Genomic DNA, 19,613 nt, shown 5'->3' on the forward strand with positions numbered 1-19,613 from the left:
GATAAATTATTAAAGTATCTTTGTGAGGACTATTTAGGATATTTCTCAAGATTAATGCTATCTATGAATTTTTAAAGCTCGTTTATGATGAGTTTTGGTTATAAGGAGGGAAATATACATGCCACGTAAATGTGTTGTAACTGGTAAAAAAACAACTACAGGTAATGCTCGTTCCCATGCGATGAATGCTAACAAGCGTACTTGGGGAGCAAACCTTCAAAAGGTTCGTATTTTAGTAGACGGTAAACCTAAACGTGTTTGGGTTTCTGCTAGAGCTCTTAAATCTGGTAAAGTTGAACGCGTATAATGCGAAAATAAAAAAGGACACATTGCTGTCCTTTTTTATTTTTGTCTAAATTTTCAAATGAAGTCGGTCTATTTTGTACAGACAACACTAATCTAAAAATGAAAGGTTGTCTGTACAAAAAAGAAATGCTTCCCATACTGGTGTTTATTCTTTTTTGAATGTTCCTAACATTGCACGGACAAGCCCGCCTAAAAACTTAGGCAATTTAATGGTATAAAATCTCATGAATACCGTCCCTCCTTCAACATTAGCAAAAAACCGCAAACTCGCTACAACACACTACATGCTATTCAAAAAATCCAAAATGAGTACATATTTTTTCCATCATTAATCATGACTCCTTACCACCATTAATATGCCGCTCGCAAATGAAAAAGTACCATAATCCTCAATAATTTCATTGCTGATACACAATGTGCTGCTGACAGGAAGATCCCTATCATTTAAAGGATATTTGAAGCCTTGTAAAGTTAGACCAGTTATTTCAGATCCGTACGGAAAAAAAGACACATAGCGGCGGCTTTCCTCTCTTTTTAATTTATAAGTGCCTGCATTGACTATTGTGACGATATTTTTCTTATCTATTATTTCAATCGTTACATCAGGATGCTCGGTTAAATACTTAAGCAATAACTGGAGATTCGCAATCGTATGGTCTAATCTCCCTCCAGTTGCTCCAAATAGCCTTATAGTGGACGCACCGAAGCTTATAGCCCAGTTGATTGCAAGTTCCATATCTGTTTCATCCTTTTCCGGCTTAAAGGTTTTTAACTCATGTGAATGGCTGCTAATCCGTTGTCTTTCGGCATCTGTTACAGAGTCAAAATCGCCAAACGATGCAAAGATAGGAATATCTCTTTCCACTAAATATAGAGCTCCCCTGTCCACACCTACCCATTTGCTGTTATCTTCCATATATCCAGGCAATGACGGTATTAGACCGGCTGGACCGCCTGCCATAATATTAATTTTCACGTTAGTTCCTCCCTTTAGTTAGCAAAAAAAGAGCATGGGAATTACATCCATGCTCTTTATTAATTTGATTAATATTTCGGCTTCCTGTCTTTTAGTTCTTGCAAGAAGTCTTTATAATGCTCATAGCGGTACTCTTGAATATTACCAGCGTCGACTGCCGCCTTAACAGCACATTTCGGCTCAGACAGATGCAAGCAGCCTCTAAACTTGCAAGCTGCGCTTGTGCTTTCTATTTCAGGGAAACAATAATTTAAATCCTCCAGCTCCATTTCATCCTCAAACTCTAAGGAACTAAAGCCCGGCGTATCTGCTACTAGAGCATCTCCGACAGTTATGAGCTCCACATGGCGGGTAGTGTGTTTACCCCTTCCTAAATGGGATGATATTTCATCTGTTTTTAAACTTAAATCTGGACGGATTGCATTTAAAAGAGACGACTTGCCAACACCTGATTGGCCTGCAAATACGGATATTTTTCCACTTAGTTCAGGGAGCAGTGTTTCAATACCCTGCTCTGTTTCAGAAGAAGTAAGGATGACCTTATAGCCGACTTGCTCATAGTAAGCAGCATATTCTTTCATCCTGTTTGCTTCTTCCTCACTCGTCAAATCCATCTTTGTGATACAAATAACAGGATCAATCCGGTTGAATTCGACTAATGCAAGAAAACGATCCAGCAATGCAGTGCTGAAATCAGGCTCCACACTGGAAAATACAAGTATTGCCTGATCAACATTGGTAATCGGGGGCCGAATCAGTTCATTCTTGCGCTCCTTTACCTCCAAAATATAACCATCTGTCACATTCTCTGCCTGAAATACTACTTCGTCGCCTACTAATGGGGTGATTTTATTCTTGCGGAATACACCCCTGCCTCGGCACTGTGTAATCTCTCCATCGCTAATCACATAATAAAAACCGCTTAATGCTTTAATGATTTTGCCTTCTGGCATAGATTATAACGCTCCTTAACCTGGATATGGCACTTCTTCATCAATGATGACACTTTGATCACGAAACACGCGATAGTAGCCCTTTCCGCCTTCTGGAATTCTTAGTGTAATTGTCTTTTTTGTCGTTTCCGTTATAGAAAAGGTATCTATTGGCTCTGTCATATTATTTTCCAAATCGCCAATATATATTTTTACTTCTTGCGCTTTCGGCTGTCCGTCTTCTGTCATTTCAGTCGGTTCAAATGGTATCGTGATTTCCTGTGTTACTTCTTTAGGGGGCACTTCTTCCTTACCCTTTGAAAGCACAACAGAAACTTGTGCGCTAATCCGCACATTTGTACCCGCTGCCGGTGTTTGAGAAATGACTTTTCCTTCATCGACGGTGTCGCTGTATTCCTCCGTGAAGGTCACCGCTAAATCTTGTTCATCAATATAATCATTGACTTCTTTTTTTGTATAACCAGCCAAATCTGTCAGTTTAATAAACTGTGCTCCTTTGCTGATCGTAAATTCTAACTCAGCATCTTCCGGAACGACTTCGTCTCCTTTTTCAAAATCTTGTTCAAGGATAGTTCCAGAAGGCTGTGATTCATCGAATTCCTCCACTTTGCTGATGTTCTTAAAGCCCTGCTTTTCCAACAGCTTCACAACATCTTCATATTCCCTGCCGACGTAATCATCCAGTTCATACTTCTCTTTCCCTAAGCTTTCATAAAGGGTGATTGATGCACCTTGTTTCGCATTATTGCCTGCTTTCGGTGCTGTGCGGATTATAGAACCTGCATCCACTTCTTCATCATTTAGTGTCTTGATTTCTCCGATTTTAAAACCAGCTGCTTCGAGTTCTGATATTGCTTCATCTTTTGTCGAACCTGCAACATCAGGGACCGCAACTTCCTCAGGAATGTAAATGGCCGGAAAAAGTGTGATTGTCAGTATGGCGAGAATAACTAAAACCAAAAATGTAGAAACTAACGCAATCGTCAGCTTTTTCCCTTTCTTTTTCGGCTTTTTTTGCTTTTTCTCTTTGCCTGCCTTCTCCTTCGGTTCTTCCTTTGCATGCTTTTCTTCCTTCGCATGTACAATTGTTTCGTCTAAGTTAGGAAAGCTGCGGTCATCGGTAATAATCGGAATAGCTTTCGTTGCTTCATCATCCACCGGGACATGAAATTTCGGTTCATTTATCCGTTCCGGGTCAAGTGCTGTCCGCAAATCCTCTTGCATTTCTTCCATGCTGCTGTAGCGGTGGAATGGATCTTTTGCAGTTGCTTTTAAGACAATGTTCTCCACACTTTGCGGAACCTCACTGTTCCATCTCCTGACACTCGGCGTTTCTGACTGGAGATGCTTCAAGGCGATGGAAACTGCTGATTCGCCTGAAAACGGCAGTCTTCCTGTCAGCAGCTCAAACATGACTATCCCCAGTGAATATATATCCGACTTTTTATTGGCCATCCCGCCTCGCGCCTGTTCTGGTGATAAATAATGGACAGATCCGAGTACCGAGTTTGTCTGCGTAATGCTCGTTGCACTCAATGCCATCGCTATGCCAAAATCTGTGATTTTAACATTGCCATGGTTATCAATTAAAATATTATGGGGCTTTATATCCCTGTGGACAATATTGTTTTGATGGGCATGAGAAATTCCGGATGTCAGCTGTCTCATGATATCTAATGCTGTTTCAATAGGCACGGGAGAATGTTTTTGTATGTATTGTTTTAAGGTGTCTCCTGCCACATATTCCATGACAATGTAATAGATGTTTCCTTCTTCGCCGACATCATAAATATTGACGATATTCGGATGAGCCAAACTGGTGGCCGATTGTGCTTCTCTGTGAAAACGACGGATAAATTCTTCATCATTGACGAAATCCAGACGCAGCATTTTCACTGCTACATCACGGTCAAGAATCATATCATGGGCAAGATAAACATTGGCCATTCCCCCGCCGCCGATCATATCAATTATCTTATAGCGACCACTTATCCTTTTGCCTATCATCATCTTGCTTCACCTGCTTTATTACCGTCAAAAAATTCAAGGATAATGACTGTTATATTATCTTCGCCGCCATTTTTATTGGCTGTTTCAATTAAATACTCAGCCTTTCGTTCTAAAGTTTCTGGAGCTCCAAGCACTTCCTTAATCTCCTCGTCTCCCACTTTATTAGATAAGCCGTCCGAACAAATGAAAATAACATCTCCCTGTTCAAAAACAATCGTAATCACGTCTATGTCAAGCTGCTCATCTGTGCCTAGCGCCCGCAGCACAACATTTTTTCGCGGATGATGCTCAGCATCCTCCTTCGTGATCTGTCCCATCCTTACTAGCTCATTCACAAGGGAATGGTCCTCTGTAAGCTGCTTAAAGCCGTCCTCGTTATAGAGATAACAGCGGCTGTCGCCGACATGGGCAATCGTAGAAAAACTGTCTGTACTGATAACAGCTATAATCGTTGTCCCCATCCCATCACATTCCGGGTTTTCTTGGGCATAACGCAAAACAATCTTGTTGACTTCAAGAATATGCGATTTTAACCAGTTTTCAGCTGCATCTGCTGTTATGATTGCTTCCGCATTCTCCCAAAAGTTAGCTAGATTTTCAACAGTTAAACGGCTTGCAACATCACCAGCACGGTGGCCGCCCATACCATCGGCTACGATGGCAAGGCGCTGTCCGGCTTTGTTGAAGCAAATCGCTCCACTATCTTCATTATGCTGTCTGACTTTCCCTTTATCTGTCATGAATATTTGACTCAAAAGTTATCACCTCGTCTCTTCTTGTCTCTCCTTCGCGCGAAGCTGGCCGCAAGCAGCATCAATGTCTGAACCTTGTTCTCTGCGGATTGTTACATTTACACCACGGTCTTTTAACGTTTTCTCAAACAAGAAAATTTGATCTCTTGGTGTGCGAACATAATCGCGTTCTGGAACATAGTTAACAGGTATTAGATTCACGTGGCATTTAACCCCTTTTACAAGTTTAGCCAATTCTTCCGCATGTTCTACCTGGTCATTAACATTTCCGAATAAACCATACTCAAAGCTTACTCTTCGTCCTGTTTTATTAATATAATAACGGATAGCATCCATTAATTCAGGAAGCTTATACGCTCTGTTGATTGGCATAAGTCTGCTTCTAATTTCCGTATTTGGAGCATGCAGAGAAACGGCAAAGTTGATTTGCATGTTCTGGTCGGCAAATTCATAGATCTTCGGAATGATACCACTTGTCGAAACCGTGATATGTCTAGCACCGATATTTAATGCTTTATCATGGTTAATGATTTTTAAGAAGCTGAGCATGCTGTTGAAGTTATCAAAAGGCTCACCAATTCCCATGATTACGACAGAGCTTACACGCTCATCCAATTTATCAAGGGCTTGCTGTACTTTTACGACTTGAGCAACAATTTCTCCTGCTTCTAGGTTTCTTTTTAATCCACCAAGGGTAGAAGCACAGAATGTACAGCCGATACGGCAGCCGACTTGTGTCGTTACACATACAGAATTACCATAATCATGTCTCATTAAAACTGTTTCAATGGAATATCCATCATGAAGTTCAAATAAAAATTTAATAGTACCATCACTTGATGTTTGTTCAATAATCGTTTTTAATGTTGTAATTGTGAAATTCTCTTCTAAAAGCAAACGGAGATTTTTCGACAAGTTAGACATATCTTCAAAGGAAGTAACCCTTTTTTTATAAAGCCATTCAAAGATTTGTTCTGCTCTAAACGCTTTTTCATTATGCTCTTTTAACCATTCTCTCAACTCGTCCAATTGCAAAGAGTAGATGGATGGGATTGTCGGTTCTGCTGTTTGTTTTCTTCTTGATGATTTTACTTGTTCCATTTTATTGCACCTTCTTTCTTAATGCCGCAATATAAAAGCCATCAGAGCCAAAATATTGTGGTAATACCTGCAGTTCATGCCCATTTGCATATTTCTGAATAGATGCGGGCAATCGTTCCACTAAACTTGTATCTTTTTCAAATTGGTTATTTGTTTGCAAAAATTGTTCCAGCACTGCTTCATTCTCCGCTTTATCAACAGTACAAGTGCTGTAAACCATTGTACCGCCCTTTTTTAACAATGGAGATAATGATTCAAGGAGCTGAAGCTGTATCGTATGAAGACGGCTGACATCCTCTTCTTTTTTTGCGTATTTAATATCAGGCTTTCTCCTCATTACCCCAAAACCGGAGCAAGGGGCGTCAAGCAGAATTCTGTCAAAGGATTCCTTCTCCAATACTTCAGGCAAACGACGGCTGTCCATCGCTTTTGTGTTAATATTATCCAAATGAAGTCTTTGGGCATTTTGCTGAATAAGTTTCACTTTATGCTCATGCAAATCAACAGACAGCACATTGCCACCATTTTGAAGCTTTTCAGCTATATGAGTTGATTTGCCTCCTGGTGCAGCACATGCATCCAGGACAGTTTCGTCTCCATCCACATTAAGAGCATAGGCAACAATCATAGAACTCTCGTCCTGAATTGTCAACAAGCCTTGCTTAAAGCAGTCAGAATTAGCGAGATTGCCTTTTAGTCCTTGGATGCCTTCAGGAATAATGTCGCTTGCTGCAACTTGATAGCCTTCCTCCTCTAACATACGCAAACATTCACCGACTGTTGTTTTGGTTGTATTGACCCGTGCTGTCTGCACAGGAGCAGTTAAGTTAATTTCGCACATTTTTTTTGTGTCTTCAAAACCAAGCTGATCTATCCAGCGTTTAACAAGCCACAAAGGATGACTCATCTCAATGGAAAGCCTTTCGGCTGGATCCTTAATGGAATCAAAGGCAGGAAGCCCTTTTCTTTGGATATTGCGAAGAACACCATTTACAAGACCTGCTATTCCTTTATGACCTTTTCTTTTTGCAATCTCAACTGCCTCATTGATAGCAGCATGATCTGGAATACGATCCAGAAATACGAGCTGATATAAAGTCATTTGCAAAAGTGTAATGACCCAGCTTTCCATCTTTTTCTTGTTTGTCAAAAAGGTATCCAAGTAAAAGTCCAAGGTCATTTTCCGCTGCAGTGTGCCGTAGACGATTTCTGTCAAAAGCCCGATATCCTTTTGCGGTATTTCATTTTTTTTAATGCTGCTGTTCAACAGCAGGTTGCTGTATGCCTGGTTGCTGTTAATGCTCTCTAAAATTTCGAGTGCTGCTTCCCTGACGTTTTTCTTTTTAGTTTTCATTGATAACTCCTAATATTTCCTTGACAGCAAGCTTCGCACCTGCACCACGCAGGAAAACGTCAGCTGTCATTTTTTTCTTGCCTGCTGGCTGAAGTTCTGTAATCTTTATGAACGAACCGCTGCCAGTTGCTACGATTAGACCGTCTTCCTCAATGCTTACAATCGTGCCTGGAAGAGCATCTGTCTGTCTAGCTATTTTTTTTGCTCCCCATATCTTCATCGGCTTACTTTCGTATTCTGTAAAGGCAACGGGCCACGGATTCATGCCGCGAATTTTATTGTATATCTGCTCTCCTGATGACGACCAGTCGATTCTTTCATCAGATCTTTTTATATTTGGTGCAAATGTCGCCTTCTCGTCATCTTGAGGAATCGGTGTTAATTCACCGGCAATCAGCTTAGGTAAGGTGCTGGACAGGAGCTCACTGCCTGTTTCACTTAGTTTATCATGCAATGTACCAACTGTATCTTCTTCCTCAATCGGCACTTCTGCAACAGTCAGGATGTCTCCCGCATCTAGTTTTTCCGCCATGTACATGATGGTAATACCAGTTTTCTCTTTCCCTTGAATAATGCTGTAATGGATTGGCGCTCCGCCTCTAAGTTCAGGCAACAGAGACGCATGGACATTAATACAGCCCAGTTTCGGAGCATCAAGAAGCTCTTTCGGCAAAATTTGACCGAAAGCAGCAGTCACAATTAAATCAGGATTCAAAGCGATTATTTGCGCTAATTCTTCAGATTGACGTATTTTCTCTGGCTGGTAAACAGGTATACCGTGCTTTAATGCTTCAACTTTTACTGGTGGAGGAGTAAGCACTTTTTTTCTGCCAACAGGGCGATCAGGCTGTGTGACAACGGCAATAACTTCATAACCGTCCCCAATGATGCGCTGCAAAACCGGCACGGAAAAGTCAGGCGTTCCCATAAATACTATTTTCGTCATCAGCTCTCCACTCCTTCAAGTTCATCTTCTTCTAAATATCTAGATACTTTGGAAGTAAATAACACTCCGTCCAAATGATCCATCTCATGTAAAATGGCTCTTGCCAAAAAGTCCTCTGCTTCAATCGTAAACCATTTCCCTCTGCGATTTTGTGCTTGGACTTTAATGGAGTATGGTCTGCTTACTTCACCGAAAAGGCCTGGAAAGCTCAAGCAGCCTTCTGGTCCAGTTTGTTCACCGTCTGCAGACAGCAGCACAGGATTAATAAGTTCAATCGTTCCAGAACCATCGTCAATATCAACAACTGCAATGCGTTTTCCTATGCCAATTTGCGGAGCTGCTAGCCCAACACCGTCAAATTCTAGCATTGTATCATACATATCATTTAGTAATTTTGCTAACTTTTTGTCAAAAACTGTTACTTCCGTACACGGCTGTTCTAAAACCGGATCAGGAGACAGCACTATTTTTCTTACAGACACTGCTTTTCCTCCAATAACTTTTATATCTAAAAATACTTTTTTATTTTAATAATGCTATCACATTAGTATATAAGGATTAACATCTATCGAAATTTGTAAACCATTTGTGCTCATTTCACCTTGATAGTGATCTAAAATCGACTTCAATACCTCTTTCAGGTTTGGTTCCTGTTTGTATTTTATCAGACACTGATACCGATATCTATTTTTTATTCTGGAAATAGGGGAAGCAACTGGTCCTAATACGACCGTCTTAGGAGAAAGCTTATGTCGCACGACTTTCGTAATTTGTTCCGTTACGGCGACTGTTTTCATCAGTTCCTCATGGCTGACAGTTATTAGTGTTATATAATAGTAAGGAGGATAGGAGTGGTTTCTTCTTATCATCATCTCACTCTGATAAAAGCTGTCATAATCTTGCTGGCTTGCCAATTCAATACTGTAATGGTCCGGTGTGTATGTCTGAAAGATTACTTCCCCTGCCAATTCATGCCTGCCAGCCCGCCCGCTGACCTGGGTTAGAAGCTGGAATGTCTTTTCTGAAGATCGAAAATCAGGCAAATGCAGCATCGTGTCTGCTGAAAGCACTCCAACTAACGTGATTTTCGGAAAATCCAGCCCTTTGGCAATCATCTGTGTTCCTAACAATATGTCTGCATTGCCCTCTTGAAACTCTCTTAAAAGCTTCTCGTGTGAACCTTTGCGACTTGTTGTATCAACATCCATGCGAATAACTCTTGCTTCTGGCAGCACTTTAACGAGCTCTTCCTCAACTTTTTGCGTTCCTGTGCCGAAATAGCGAATATGCTCGCTGTTGCACTCAGGACATTGAAGCGGCGTCTGGTCTTCATAACCACAGTAATGGCATTTCATCTGATTAGAAAAGCGATGATAAGTTAAGCTGATATCACAATGAGGACATTTTACCACATAACCACAATCACGACACATGACAAACGAAGAATGACCCCGTTTATTCAGGAACAATACAGTCTGTTCCTGTTTTTCAATGCGCACTTTAAGCTTTTCTAACAGCACCCGTGAAAACATGGAGCGGTTTCCTTCTTTAAGCTCTTCCCGCATATCGACAATTTCAACTTGCGGCAGCGGTCTGTTATTCATTCTGCTCGGAAGGGACAATTGGGTGTAGACACCCTTTTGCGCTCGGGCGAAGCTCTCCAGTGACGGTGTAGCACTGCCAAGAACAACAGGACAGCCATGACGTTTTCCTCTTTCAATCGCTGCATCTCTTGCATGATATCTTGGGTTTTCTTCTTGCTTATACGTCATCTCATGTTCCTCATCAATGATGATAATTCCAAGATTCTCAAACGGAGCGAATATCGCGGATCTGGCACCTACTACTACCTTCACTTCTTTACGTTGGATTTTTCTCCACTCATCATACTTTTCTCCGACAGATAATCCGCTGTGGAGGACCGCTACCTGGTCGCCGAACCGTCCTTTAAAACGATTAACCATTTGCGGAGTTAAAGCAATTTCTGGAACGAGAACAATGGCTTCTTCTCCTTTTTCAAGGACATTTTGAATGGACTGCAGATAAACCTCTGTTTTGCCGCTTCCTGTAACGCCATACAGCAAAAACACTTCATGCTTATCATTCCTAATGGATGAATGGATTGGCTCGATTGCTTTTGCCTGCTCGGCTGTTAAGGTAAGTGGCTCTGTTTTGGCAAATTGCCTTTGCTCATAGGGATCACGGTAGATTTCCATGTTTTTTTCAGCTAAGACTTGCTTCTCCACAAGGCCTTTTACTGCAGAACTTGAAATTTGTAATCTTTCAAGCAATTGCTTTTGTTCAATCGGATCTCTGTTTTCAATAAAAAACTCGACCACTTGCTTTTGTTTACTTGCTTGCTTAGACAAAGAATCTGCATATCTTTGCATTTCATCTGCACTCATCAGTGGAATGATATGCTTTGTTTTTTTCTGCTTTCCCCTTGATTGGACTTTATATTGAACTTCCACAATACTGTCTTTAACAAGCTTCTGAATCGCAGGAATGGAAACATGCTTTATCGCTTCCTCCCAAAGCACTGTCTCTTCGTTTTTAAAAAGCTGTCTTAGTCCTTCAGACAGCAAAAGTTCCCTGTCTTCCTTTATAAGTTTAAGGCTTCGTTCGTATTTCGCTTTTAATGCAGGTGGCAGCATTACCTGATAGGCAGAGATTTTATAGCATAATGTTGTTTTGGAAAGCCAGTCCCCAAGCAATAGCAGCTCTTCATTTAACACTGGAACAACATCCATCGGTTCAATCACTTTTTTCAGTGACTTAAAGGATGATGTCTCTTCTATGGATTCAACAAATCCCTGCACCTTTCTCGGTCCAAACGGCACAATCACCCGCATTCCTGGCTGAATGACTTCTTCCAAGTGCTCTGGTATTAAATAGTCAAACGGCCTGTCCGTTTGCTTTGCAGGCACGTCCACAATTACCTTTGCAACACTCATTTTAAATCTCTTCCTTTATTTTATAAGCTTGCTCGAGAATCTTTTTTGCGACCTCATCCTTTGTCATAAGAGGCAGCTCATCCTTTTCGCCATTGCGTTTATAGATGGTCACTAGATTTGTATCTGTGCCAAACCCCGCTCCTGCAGCAGTTATATTGTTGGCTACAATCATGTCAGCATTTTTCCGGTTGAGCTTTTCACGGGCATATTCATCAACGCTCTGTGTTTCAGCAGCAAAGCCGACCAGCACTTGATTGGTTTTTCGTTTTCCCAGCTCCAGCAAAATGTCCTTTGTTCTCGTAAACTCGATCATTTCTGTGCCGTCTTTCTTTTTAACTTTATGCTCATGTGCCAAGACAGGCTTATAGTCGCTGACTGCAGCAGTTTTCACAATAATATCGGCATGATTGCTGTTTTCCATAACTCGCTCGTACATTTCCTCCGCACTTTCGACAGGAAATACTTCCGCTTCTTTAGGAGGTGTCAAATGAGTAGGTCCTGTAACAAGAATTACTTTTGCTCCCATTTTGATTGCCTGCTTCGCTATACTGTAACCCATCTTTCCAGTTGAATGGTTGGAAACAAACCGCACTGGGTCAATTTTTTCCCGGGTAGGTCCTGCTGTTACCAAAACCGTTTGCCCCTCGAGCAGCTTCTTTTCCCCTTGAAAATGAGCCTCCATATGCTCAATGATTTTTTCCGGCTCTTCTAATCTGCCTTTTCCAACATAGCCGCATGCTAAATAGCCTTCTCCTGGATTAATGAAACGGTACCCGTAATCATACAATACTGCTATATTTTTTTGCACAGCTGGATGATCATACATATGCACATTCATTGCTGGAGCAATCCACACCTCAGCGGTTGCCGCTAACAGTGTTGTGGAAATCATGTTATCAGCAATTCCGTTCGCCAACTTCCCAATGATATTAGCGGTTGCCGGTCCGACTAAAATCAAATCCGCCCAATCTGCAAGGTCAATATGCGCGATGACTTTTGGATCTTTTTCATCAAAAGTATCTGTGAACACCTCGTTTTTCGAAAGCGCCTTAAATGTGAGCGGGGACACAAATTGCATAGCCGATTCAGACATGATTACTTTGACTTCTGCACCTTTTTGGGTAAGCTTGCTAGTCAACGCACACATCTTATAGACAGCGATACCCCCTGTCACACATAATAGAATCTTTTTACCTTGTAACAATTTGCATCCACTTCTTTCTCTTCTTTAGTACTTCTTATTATGCAAGAAATTAAAAGATTTTTCACCTGAGGTAACTCGTGAGTTTACAAACTTTGTCCACTCCATGAAAAAAGACTGATCTGATGAAAGATCCAGTCTTTTTTTGTTGATATTCACTCTTCTAAACGTGAATCTAATAGATCATTCTGTTTCAGCTGGGTCGTTTACACGGTATGTCAGCTGATCATGATTGATTTCCTCTAGCGCTTTTCCTACGTTTTTGTGTGAAATATATTTATCCAATTGCGGTTTTGCGTTTAATTGAAGCTTTCTTGCTCTTTTAGCAGCAACAGACACTAATGAATATTTTGAATCAATTTTAGTTAATAAAGAATCAATAGATGGATTTAGCATAGATTAGTTAGCCTCCAGCATTTTTTTATATTTTGGTTCTACTCTTTCTCTTCTGCAATGCTCTGCAACAATAATTGCTTTTATTTTTTCACATGCATTTTCAACTGTATCATTTTCAACTACATAGTCATACAAGTGCATCATTTCAATTTCTTCTCTTGCCACATTCATACGGTTATTAATGATTTCTTCTGTTTCTGTACCTCTTGTCACAATGCGGTTTTTCAACTCGGACAAACTCGGCGGGCTTAAGAATATAAACAGGCCATCAGGAAATTTCTCCCTTACTTGCCTTGCACCTTCCACTTCTATTTCAAGGAAAACATCTTTCCCTCTGTCTGTTGTCTCTCTGACATAGTCGACAGGCGTGCCGTAATAATTGCCGACAAACTCAGCATATTCCAGCAGCTTCCCTTGCTCGATTAAATCTTCAAATTCTTCTCTAGTCTTAAAGAAATAATCAGTTCCATCCACTTCACCAGTACGCGGAAGCCTTGTTGTCATGGAAATGGAATATTCAAAAGAAGTATTTTCCTGAGAGAAAATCTCCTTGCGGACCGTTCCTTTACCTACTCCGGAAGGTCCTGACAAAACAATCAAAAGCCCTTTATCTACCAAATCTTTCTCCTACCCTTCATCCAAAATTTCATCACGGTCATTTAATCGATGTGCAACTGTTTCAGGCTGAACAGCCGACAGGATAACATGATCGCTATCCATCACAATTACGGCTCTTGTTCTCCGGCCATATGTTGCATCAATAAGTGAGCCTCGATCTCTAGCATCTTGAATAATTCGCTTAATTGGAGCTGATTCAGGACTTACGATCGAAATGATCCGGTTTGCAGAAACAATATTACCGAAACCAATGTTAATTAGCTTGATGGACATAATTCTACCCCAATCATATTGTATTATTTTTGACGAGTTAGACTTAATCTAAACGTTCCTTATTCAATGTTTTGGACTTGCTCCTTTATTTTCTCTAAGAGACTTTTCAGCTCCACTACAACAGAGGCTATATCTGCCGCATTGCCTTTTGCGCCGACGGTATTCGCTTCCCTGTTCATCTCTTGTAAAAGAAAATCAAGCTTTCTGCCAACAGGTCCAGTTTCCTCTATTATAGAAGTAAATTGGTGAATATGGCTATACATGCGCACCAATTCTTCATAAATATCGGCTTTGTCAGCAAATATTGCAACTTCTGTCAAAAGCCTGCTCTCATCAAAAAGACCATTTGTATAGCTTTCCAGCTTTTCCTTGAGCCTCTCCCGGTAGCTTTCAACCACTTTTGGCGCAAGTTCCTTCAACTGGTCTGTGACTTGGCGGACGTTTTCGAGCAATATGCTTATGCTGGCCTTTAACAACCGTCCTTCCGCTTGTCTCATTACAGACAAATGCTGTGCAGCTTCACCTGCAGCATCCAATAGGAGCGGCTCCAGTACTGCAGCATTAATGGAATCGTCCAATGTTTTAAAGCAATCTTTGTTTTGCAACAGCTCATGAATCGACACCGCTTGGCTGATGCCATACCTGGCTTTCATTTCTTCAAGTACTCGGTAATACTCATCAAGCAATTGCCAATCAACGACCATCTTTTGATTTTTGGCATTATCGCCTTCAATCGTGATGAATATTTCTGCTCTTCCTCTATGTATATAAGCTGCTATTGTCTTTTTCACTGCATCTTCCAATAGTATATATTGTTTCGGCATACGGACAGTCTGTTCACAGAAGCGGTGATTAACAGTCTTAATTTCGACAGTTATGGTAATGCCCTCACCGTTTCGGGAACCTAGCCCATAGCCCGTCATGCTTTTCACCATATATCAACACATCCAAATGTTTTGGCATTTCGCTTTGCTGCTGCCATTTAATCACTTGCTCATTAAGAGATATCCACATAAAAAAAAACAAAAGGCATAGAGTTATCTCTAGTACCTTTTGGATTATAACATATTTTATTTTGATTTACTTAACAAAAATGATCCTGCTAGTAAAAAAGTTGGAACAGAAGCTAGACCTATCACCATTAGCCAATCCTTTGGAACGATGGCTACTGTATGGAAAATGCTTTGCAATGCTGGTACGTAAATAACGACAAGCACTAACAGTAAGGAAGAAATAACCGCCCAAACTAAATACATATTTCCAAATGGATTGCGGGACAAGATTGATTTTTCACTGCGGCAGTCAAAAACATGAATCAGCTGTGCCATTACTAATGTAGCAAAGGCAATTGTCTGGGCGTATGCAAGATTATCAGGATTTTCATTATATGCGAACATAAAGGCCGCGATAGTTGATAACCCGATTAGAAAACCTCTGGAAATAACCTTCCAGCCAAGTCCCCTTGCAAATACACCTTCATTCGGACTGCGCGGATCACGCTTCATGACATTATCTTCTGGTCTGTCTAATCCAAGCGCCATCGCTGGCAGACCATCTGTGACTAGGTTAACCCAAAGAATCTGGATTGGCACTAACGGCAGGGGCAGTCCTAATATCATTGCAAAAAGCATCACTAGAATCTCACCAACATTGGATGCTAGCAAATAGCGGATAAATTTGCGGATATTTTCATAGATATTTCTTCCCTCTATAATCGCTGCTTTAATAGAAGCGAAGTTGTCATCCATTAAAACAAGGGAAGAAGCTTCTTTGGCTACATCTGTGCCTGTAATGCCCATCGCAATCCCGATATCAGCCGTCTTAATAGCTGGAGCATCATTGACTCCGTCACCTGTCATTGCCACGATATGACCCCTGTTTTGGAAGGCCTGAACAATCTTCAGCTTATGCTCAGGTGAAACCCTAGCAAACACAGAAACATCCTCTACAACATCCTCTAATTCTTCCACACTCATATTTGAAAGCTCTTTACCTTCAAGCACTTTTGACTGGCTGTTAGCAATGCCAAGCTGTTTAGCAATGGCGTTTGCTGTAATCACATGGTCACCTGTAATCATAACCGTTTTAATTCCAGCTTCCTTACATTCCTTTACGGCCTGTTTCACTTCTGGACGCGGAGGATCGATGATTCCTTGCAGTCCAATAAACACAAGCTCGCTTTCTGCTTCTTTTTCATGCAAAATAATAGTGTTAGCAGAAATCTCTTTAAAAGCGATGGCAATTGTTCTTAATGCTTGGGATGCAAGTCCATCAATGGCAGCTTGTACGACCGACTTCTCCCGACTGCCGATGTTCTCCATTCTATTCCCCATCAAGATTGTCTTACTTTGTCCAATTAACACATCTGGGGCGCCTTTTGTTACAACAAACTGTCTTCCAGTAGAATCCTTAACAATGACACTCATCATCTTTCTTGTTGAATCAAATGGGAATTCCTTTACTATCTCGAATTGACTCAACAGCTGGCTTTTCGTAAATCCGGCCTTCATCCCGGCAACGATTAGCGCTCCTTCTGTTGGGTCACCATTCAAAACATACTCACCCGATTTTTGTTCAATTTCTGCATGATTGCAGAGCATCCCGAATGTGAGGAGCTGCTGCAGGCCTTTTTCGTTTTTAGGATCAATAACTTGATCTTTTTCATAATAATTCCCTTGCGGTTCATAGCCTGCACCGTCCACAGACCAAGTACGCCCGCTGCTCCAAATCTTAGTTACTGTCATCTTATTTTGTGTTAATGTTCCTGTTTTATCTGAACAGATTATAGAAGCACAGCCGAGCGTCTCTACAGCTGGAAGCTTCCGGACAACAGCATTTTTACGAATCATTTTTTGTACACCGAGGCTCAGTGCGATAGTTACAATTGCTGGCAGTCCCTCTGGGATAGCTGCAACAGCTAAAGATACACCTGCAAGCACCATTGTATACAGATCATTGCCTTGCAGCACACCAATACCAACAACAAGTACCGTTAAGAACAACGCTGTGACAATCAAGATTTTTCCGAGCTGTTCAAGTCTGCGCTGCAACGGTGTCGTTTGTGACTCTGCATTTTGCAAAAGATCTGCAATTTGGCCCATAGCCGTTTTCATCCCTGTAGCAATGACAACCCCCATGCCGCTTCCTCTTGTGACCATTGTTCCCATGAAGCCCATGTTTTCCATATCACCCAAAGTCAAATTGGGATTTTTTATAGAGTTAGTCACTTTTTGCACAGGCACTGACTCACCTGTCAAAGCTGACTCTTCTACTTCCAAGCTCCGTGATTCGATAACACGAACATCTGCACCAATTCTGTCACCACTGGAAAACTTGATTACATCTCCAGGCACAAGCTCTCTTGACAGCACCTTTATCCATTCGCCATTTCTTCGCACTTGGACTTGCGGCTGCGAAAGCTCCTTCAATGCAGAAAGTGATTTTTCAGCCCTTCTCTCCTGGAAAAAACCAAGAAAACTATTGAGAATGATGATTGCAATGATTGCAATCGCATCGATATATTCGCCTAATAAACCTGAAATCAACGTTGCTGCTAAAAGCACCAGAACCATAAAATCCTTGAACTGGTTGAAGAATAAGAGCAAAGCACTTTGCTTCTCTCCTTCCTCCAACTCATTTGATCCGAATTGCTTTACGCGCTTGCCGACATCATCATCCGACAATCCAGCCGAAAAATCGGTATTCAATGCTTCTTCCACTTCGTTCTCATTCATTTCATGATAGTTCATCCGGCCATCTCACTTCCCCCTTTTCTAAAATCAGGCTCGCCACTTAAAAAGGCGAAGAAATTATAGTCGTTCGAACACCTGCCAAACCTACATAGTTGTCCCACACCACTATATAAGAAATCATATTCATGCATTTGTGAAATAATGCTATTAATAATTGGAAAAGCATAAAAAGCCCCTCACAAGCCGTAAATTCCCTAATAGAGGCTGATGCTTTATAATAAAAGAGATTTCATGTACATTAATAGAAGGTACTTATGTTTTTACTCGTAAAGAAAAGGAATGTTTATTATGTCATTTGATGGTTTATTTACTAGAGCGATGGCTTCGGAAATATCGCAAAATCTTAAAGGGGGAAGAATTAATAAGGTTCAGCAGCCTTTTACGAATGAAATTGTCTTAATTGTCCGGGCAAACGGCAAAAACCAAAAGCTGCTTCTTTCCGTTCATCCAAGCTATGCAAGAATTCAGCTCACTCAAGAATCATATGAAAATCCTAAAGAACCGCCTATGTTCTGTATGCTTCTGCGCAAGCATTTAGAAGGCTACTTTATCGAAAATATATATCAAGTCGAAAATGAACGGATCATTGTCCTTGAAGTAAAAGGACGCAATGAAATCGGTGATATCTCCTATAAAAAGCTGATCATTGAGATCATGGGAAGACACAGCAACATCATCTTAGTGGATCAAGAGAAAAAAACAATTTTGGACAGCATTAAGCATGTCTCCTATGCGGTTAACAGCCATCGGGCCATTTTGCCTGGTTATGAATATATCTCACCGCCAGCTCAAGAAAAAAGCAACCCTCTTGAAGCAACGGAAGAAGATGTACTCAAAAAGGTTGATTTCAATAGCGGAAAGCTCGATAAGCAGCTTGTTCAGCATTTTTCCGGCCTATCACCGCTCATCGCTAAGGAGATCGTATACAAAGCAGGGCTAGCGAATAGAACGACTCTACCCGCAGCCTTTGCAGCAGCGATGACCATCGTGAAAACCGAAAAATTCGAGCCTGCAATCATGATGACTGAAAACAAGGAATACTTTTATTTCGTGCCGATTGAACATGTCGGCGGTGAAGCAAAAAGCTTTTCTACATTAAGTGAAATGCTCGACCGCTTCTATTTCGGGAAAGCCGAAAGAGATCGTGTTAAGCAGCAGAGCAATGATTTAGAGCGTTTTATTCAAAATGAGCGGGATAAAAACAGCAAAAAAATCAGCAAGCTGGAAAGAACTTTATCTGAAGCAGAAAATGCTGATCATTACCAGCTCATTGGTGAACTGCTGACCGCCAATCTATATGCTGCTAAAAAAGGGATGGAAAAGCTTGAAGTTATCAATTATTACGACCCTGACGGAAGCAGCATGGATATTGAATTGAATCCAAGACTATCACCATCTGAGAATGCCCAAAAGTATTTCACTCGCTATCAAAAAGCGAAAAACTCTATTGATATCATTAAGGAACAGATTGCTATTGCAAAAACGGAGCTAGAATATTTTGAGGCCTTGTATCACCAAATATTGACTGCCTCTCCGAAAGATATCCAGGAAATACGCGAGGAATTAATAGAGGAAGGCTATTTAAGAGAAAGACAGAAAAAACAAGCCAAAAAGCCGCAAAATGCGAAGCCTGTTCTTGACCAGTATACTTATGATGAAACAGAAATATTAGTAGGGAAAAATAATAAGCAAAATGATTACTTAACTAATAAAGTCGCAGCAAGAGATGAAATTTGGCTGCATACGAAGGATATACCAGGCAGTCATGTGGTTATCCGCAGCAAAAACCCTTCAGAGGAAACAATCTTGCAAGCGGCAAAACTGGCTGCTTATTTCAGCAAGGCTAGACAATCGAGTTCCGTTCCTGTTGACTATACACTAGTCCGCCATGTAAAAAAACCAAGCGGGGCAAAGCCTGGCTTTGTAATTTACGATAATCAGCAGACAGTTTATGTTACACCAGACGAAGAAACGGTTATTTCCTTAAAAAAATAAGAGGATAATCCCGGGTTAAGCCGGGA

The 19,613-nt window shown here is 41.0% G+C and carries 18 protein-coding genes; 2 read left to right on the forward strand and 16 right to left on the reverse strand.

Features of this window, described 5'->3' with window-relative positions; all coding sequences use genetic code 11:
• Positions 1 to 118: 118 nt before the first annotated feature.
• Positions 119 to 307, forward strand: coding sequence for a 50S ribosomal protein L28 (rpmB, locus tag M3600_RS00665; protein ID WP_066393509.1), 189 nt, complete (start codon positions 119 to 121; stop codon positions 305 to 307).
• Between the two features lie 144 nt (positions 308 to 451).
• Here rpmB and spoVM read toward each other — a convergent pair whose 3' ends face one another.
• The 16 genes from spoVM to M3600_RS00745 form a co-directional block, all read right to left on the reverse strand.
• Complete coding sequence (spoVM, locus tag M3600_RS00670) at positions 452 to 532, reverse strand: stage V sporulation protein SpoVM (protein ID WP_032088878.1); 81 nt, start codon at positions 530 to 532, stop codon at positions 452 to 454.
• 102 nt (positions 533 to 634) lie between these two features.
• Entirely contained in the window at positions 635 to 1,282 is a 648-nt protein-coding gene (locus M3600_RS00675; protein ID WP_233314437.1) for a thiamine diphosphokinase, read from the reverse strand.
• Between the two features lie 68 nt (positions 1,283 to 1,350).
• Complete coding sequence (rsgA, locus tag M3600_RS00680) at positions 1,351 to 2,235, reverse strand: ribosome small subunit-dependent GTPase A (protein ID WP_233314438.1); 885 nt, start codon at positions 2,233 to 2,235, stop codon at positions 1,351 to 1,353.
• 15 nt (positions 2,236 to 2,250) lie between these two features.
• Positions 2,251 to 4,245, reverse strand: a complete 1,995-nt coding sequence (gene pknB, locus M3600_RS00685) for a Stk1 family PASTA domain-containing Ser/Thr kinase (RefSeq protein ID WP_233314439.1) — start codon at positions 4,243 to 4,245, stop codon at positions 2,251 to 2,253.
• Positions 4,242 to 5,000: a Stp1/IreP family PP2C-type Ser/Thr phosphatase gene (locus M3600_RS00690; protein ID WP_282581425.1), complete on the reverse strand. Its 759-nt coding sequence runs from the start codon at positions 4,998 to 5,000 to the stop codon at positions 4,242 to 4,244. The genes pknB and M3600_RS00690 overlap by 4 nt, the downstream gene beginning before the upstream one ends.
• Positions 5,001 to 5,006: 6 nt before the next feature.
• Positions 5,007 to 6,098, reverse strand: a complete 1,092-nt coding sequence (rlmN, locus tag M3600_RS00695; RefSeq protein WP_233314440.1) for a dual-specificity RNA methyltransferase RlmN — start codon at positions 6,096 to 6,098, stop codon at positions 5,007 to 5,009.
• Position 6,099: 1 nt separating this feature from the next.
• Positions 6,100 to 7,452, reverse strand: coding sequence for a 16S rRNA (cytosine(967)-C(5))-methyltransferase RsmB (rsmB, locus tag M3600_RS00700; RefSeq protein WP_237941171.1), 1,353 nt, complete (start codon positions 7,450 to 7,452; stop codon positions 6,100 to 6,102).
• Complete coding sequence (gene fmt / locus M3600_RS00705) at positions 7,442 to 8,398, reverse strand: methionyl-tRNA formyltransferase (protein ID WP_237941170.1); 957 nt, start codon at positions 8,396 to 8,398, stop codon at positions 7,442 to 7,444. Before fmt ends, rsmB begins: the two co-directional genes overlap by 11 nt.
• Positions 8,398 to 8,880 (reverse strand): peptide deformylase, encoded by a 483-nt coding sequence (def, locus tag M3600_RS00710; RefSeq protein WP_233314443.1) that lies wholly within the window; start codon positions 8,878 to 8,880, stop codon positions 8,398 to 8,400. The genes fmt and def overlap by 1 nt, the downstream gene beginning before the upstream one ends.
• 57 nt (positions 8,881 to 8,937) lie before the next feature.
• On the reverse strand, positions 8,938 to 11,352 hold the full coding sequence (priA, locus tag M3600_RS00715; protein ID WP_251644593.1) for a primosomal protein N': 2,415 nt from the start codon (positions 11,350 to 11,352) through the stop codon (positions 8,938 to 8,940).
• A 1-nt stretch (position 11,353) separates the two neighbouring features.
• Positions 11,354 to 12,556 (reverse strand): bifunctional phosphopantothenoylcysteine decarboxylase/phosphopantothenate--cysteine ligase CoaBC, encoded by a 1,203-nt coding sequence (coaBC, locus tag M3600_RS00720; RefSeq protein ID WP_233314445.1) that lies wholly within the window; start codon positions 12,554 to 12,556, stop codon positions 11,354 to 11,356.
• A 180-nt stretch (positions 12,557 to 12,736) separates the two neighbouring features.
• Complete coding sequence (gene rpoZ, locus M3600_RS00725; protein ID WP_233314446.1) at positions 12,737 to 12,949, reverse strand: DNA-directed RNA polymerase subunit omega; 213 nt, start codon at positions 12,947 to 12,949, stop codon at positions 12,737 to 12,739.
• Positions 12,950 to 12,952: 3 nt separating this feature from the next.
• Positions 12,953 to 13,567: a guanylate kinase gene (gmk, locus tag M3600_RS00730; protein ID WP_233314447.1), complete on the reverse strand. Its 615-nt coding sequence runs from the start codon at positions 13,565 to 13,567 to the stop codon at positions 12,953 to 12,955.
• Positions 13,568 to 13,576: 9 nt separating this feature from the next.
• Positions 13,577 to 13,840, reverse strand: a complete 264-nt coding sequence (remA, locus tag M3600_RS00735; RefSeq protein WP_101576563.1) for an extracellular matrix/biofilm regulator RemA — start codon at positions 13,838 to 13,840, stop codon at positions 13,577 to 13,579.
• Positions 13,841 to 13,899: 59 nt separating this feature from the next.
• Positions 13,900 to 14,775: a YicC/YloC family endoribonuclease gene (locus M3600_RS00740; RefSeq protein WP_251644594.1), complete on the reverse strand. Its 876-nt coding sequence runs from the start codon at positions 14,773 to 14,775 to the stop codon at positions 13,900 to 13,902.
• 135 nt (positions 14,776 to 14,910) lie between these two features.
• Positions 14,911 to 17,589 carry a calcium-translocating P-type ATPase, SERCA-type gene (locus tag M3600_RS00745; protein ID WP_233314449.1) on the reverse strand — a complete coding sequence of 893 codons (2,679 nt, stop codon included), beginning with the start codon at positions 17,587 to 17,589 and terminating at the stop codon, positions 14,911 to 14,913.
• Positions 17,590 to 17,880: 291 nt separating this feature from the next.
• On the opposite strand from M3600_RS00745, the gene M3600_RS00750 reads away from it, so the two are divergent.
• Complete coding sequence (locus M3600_RS00750; protein ID WP_251644595.1) at positions 17,881 to 19,587, forward strand: Rqc2 family fibronectin-binding protein; 1,707 nt, start codon at positions 17,881 to 17,883, stop codon at positions 19,585 to 19,587.
• Positions 19,588 to 19,613 lie beyond the last annotated feature (26 nt).

Source organism: Niallia sp. MER 6 (assembly GCF_023714395.1).
In the GTDB taxonomy this organism is placed as follows: Bacteria; Bacillota; Bacilli; order Bacillales; family Cytobacillaceae; genus Niallia.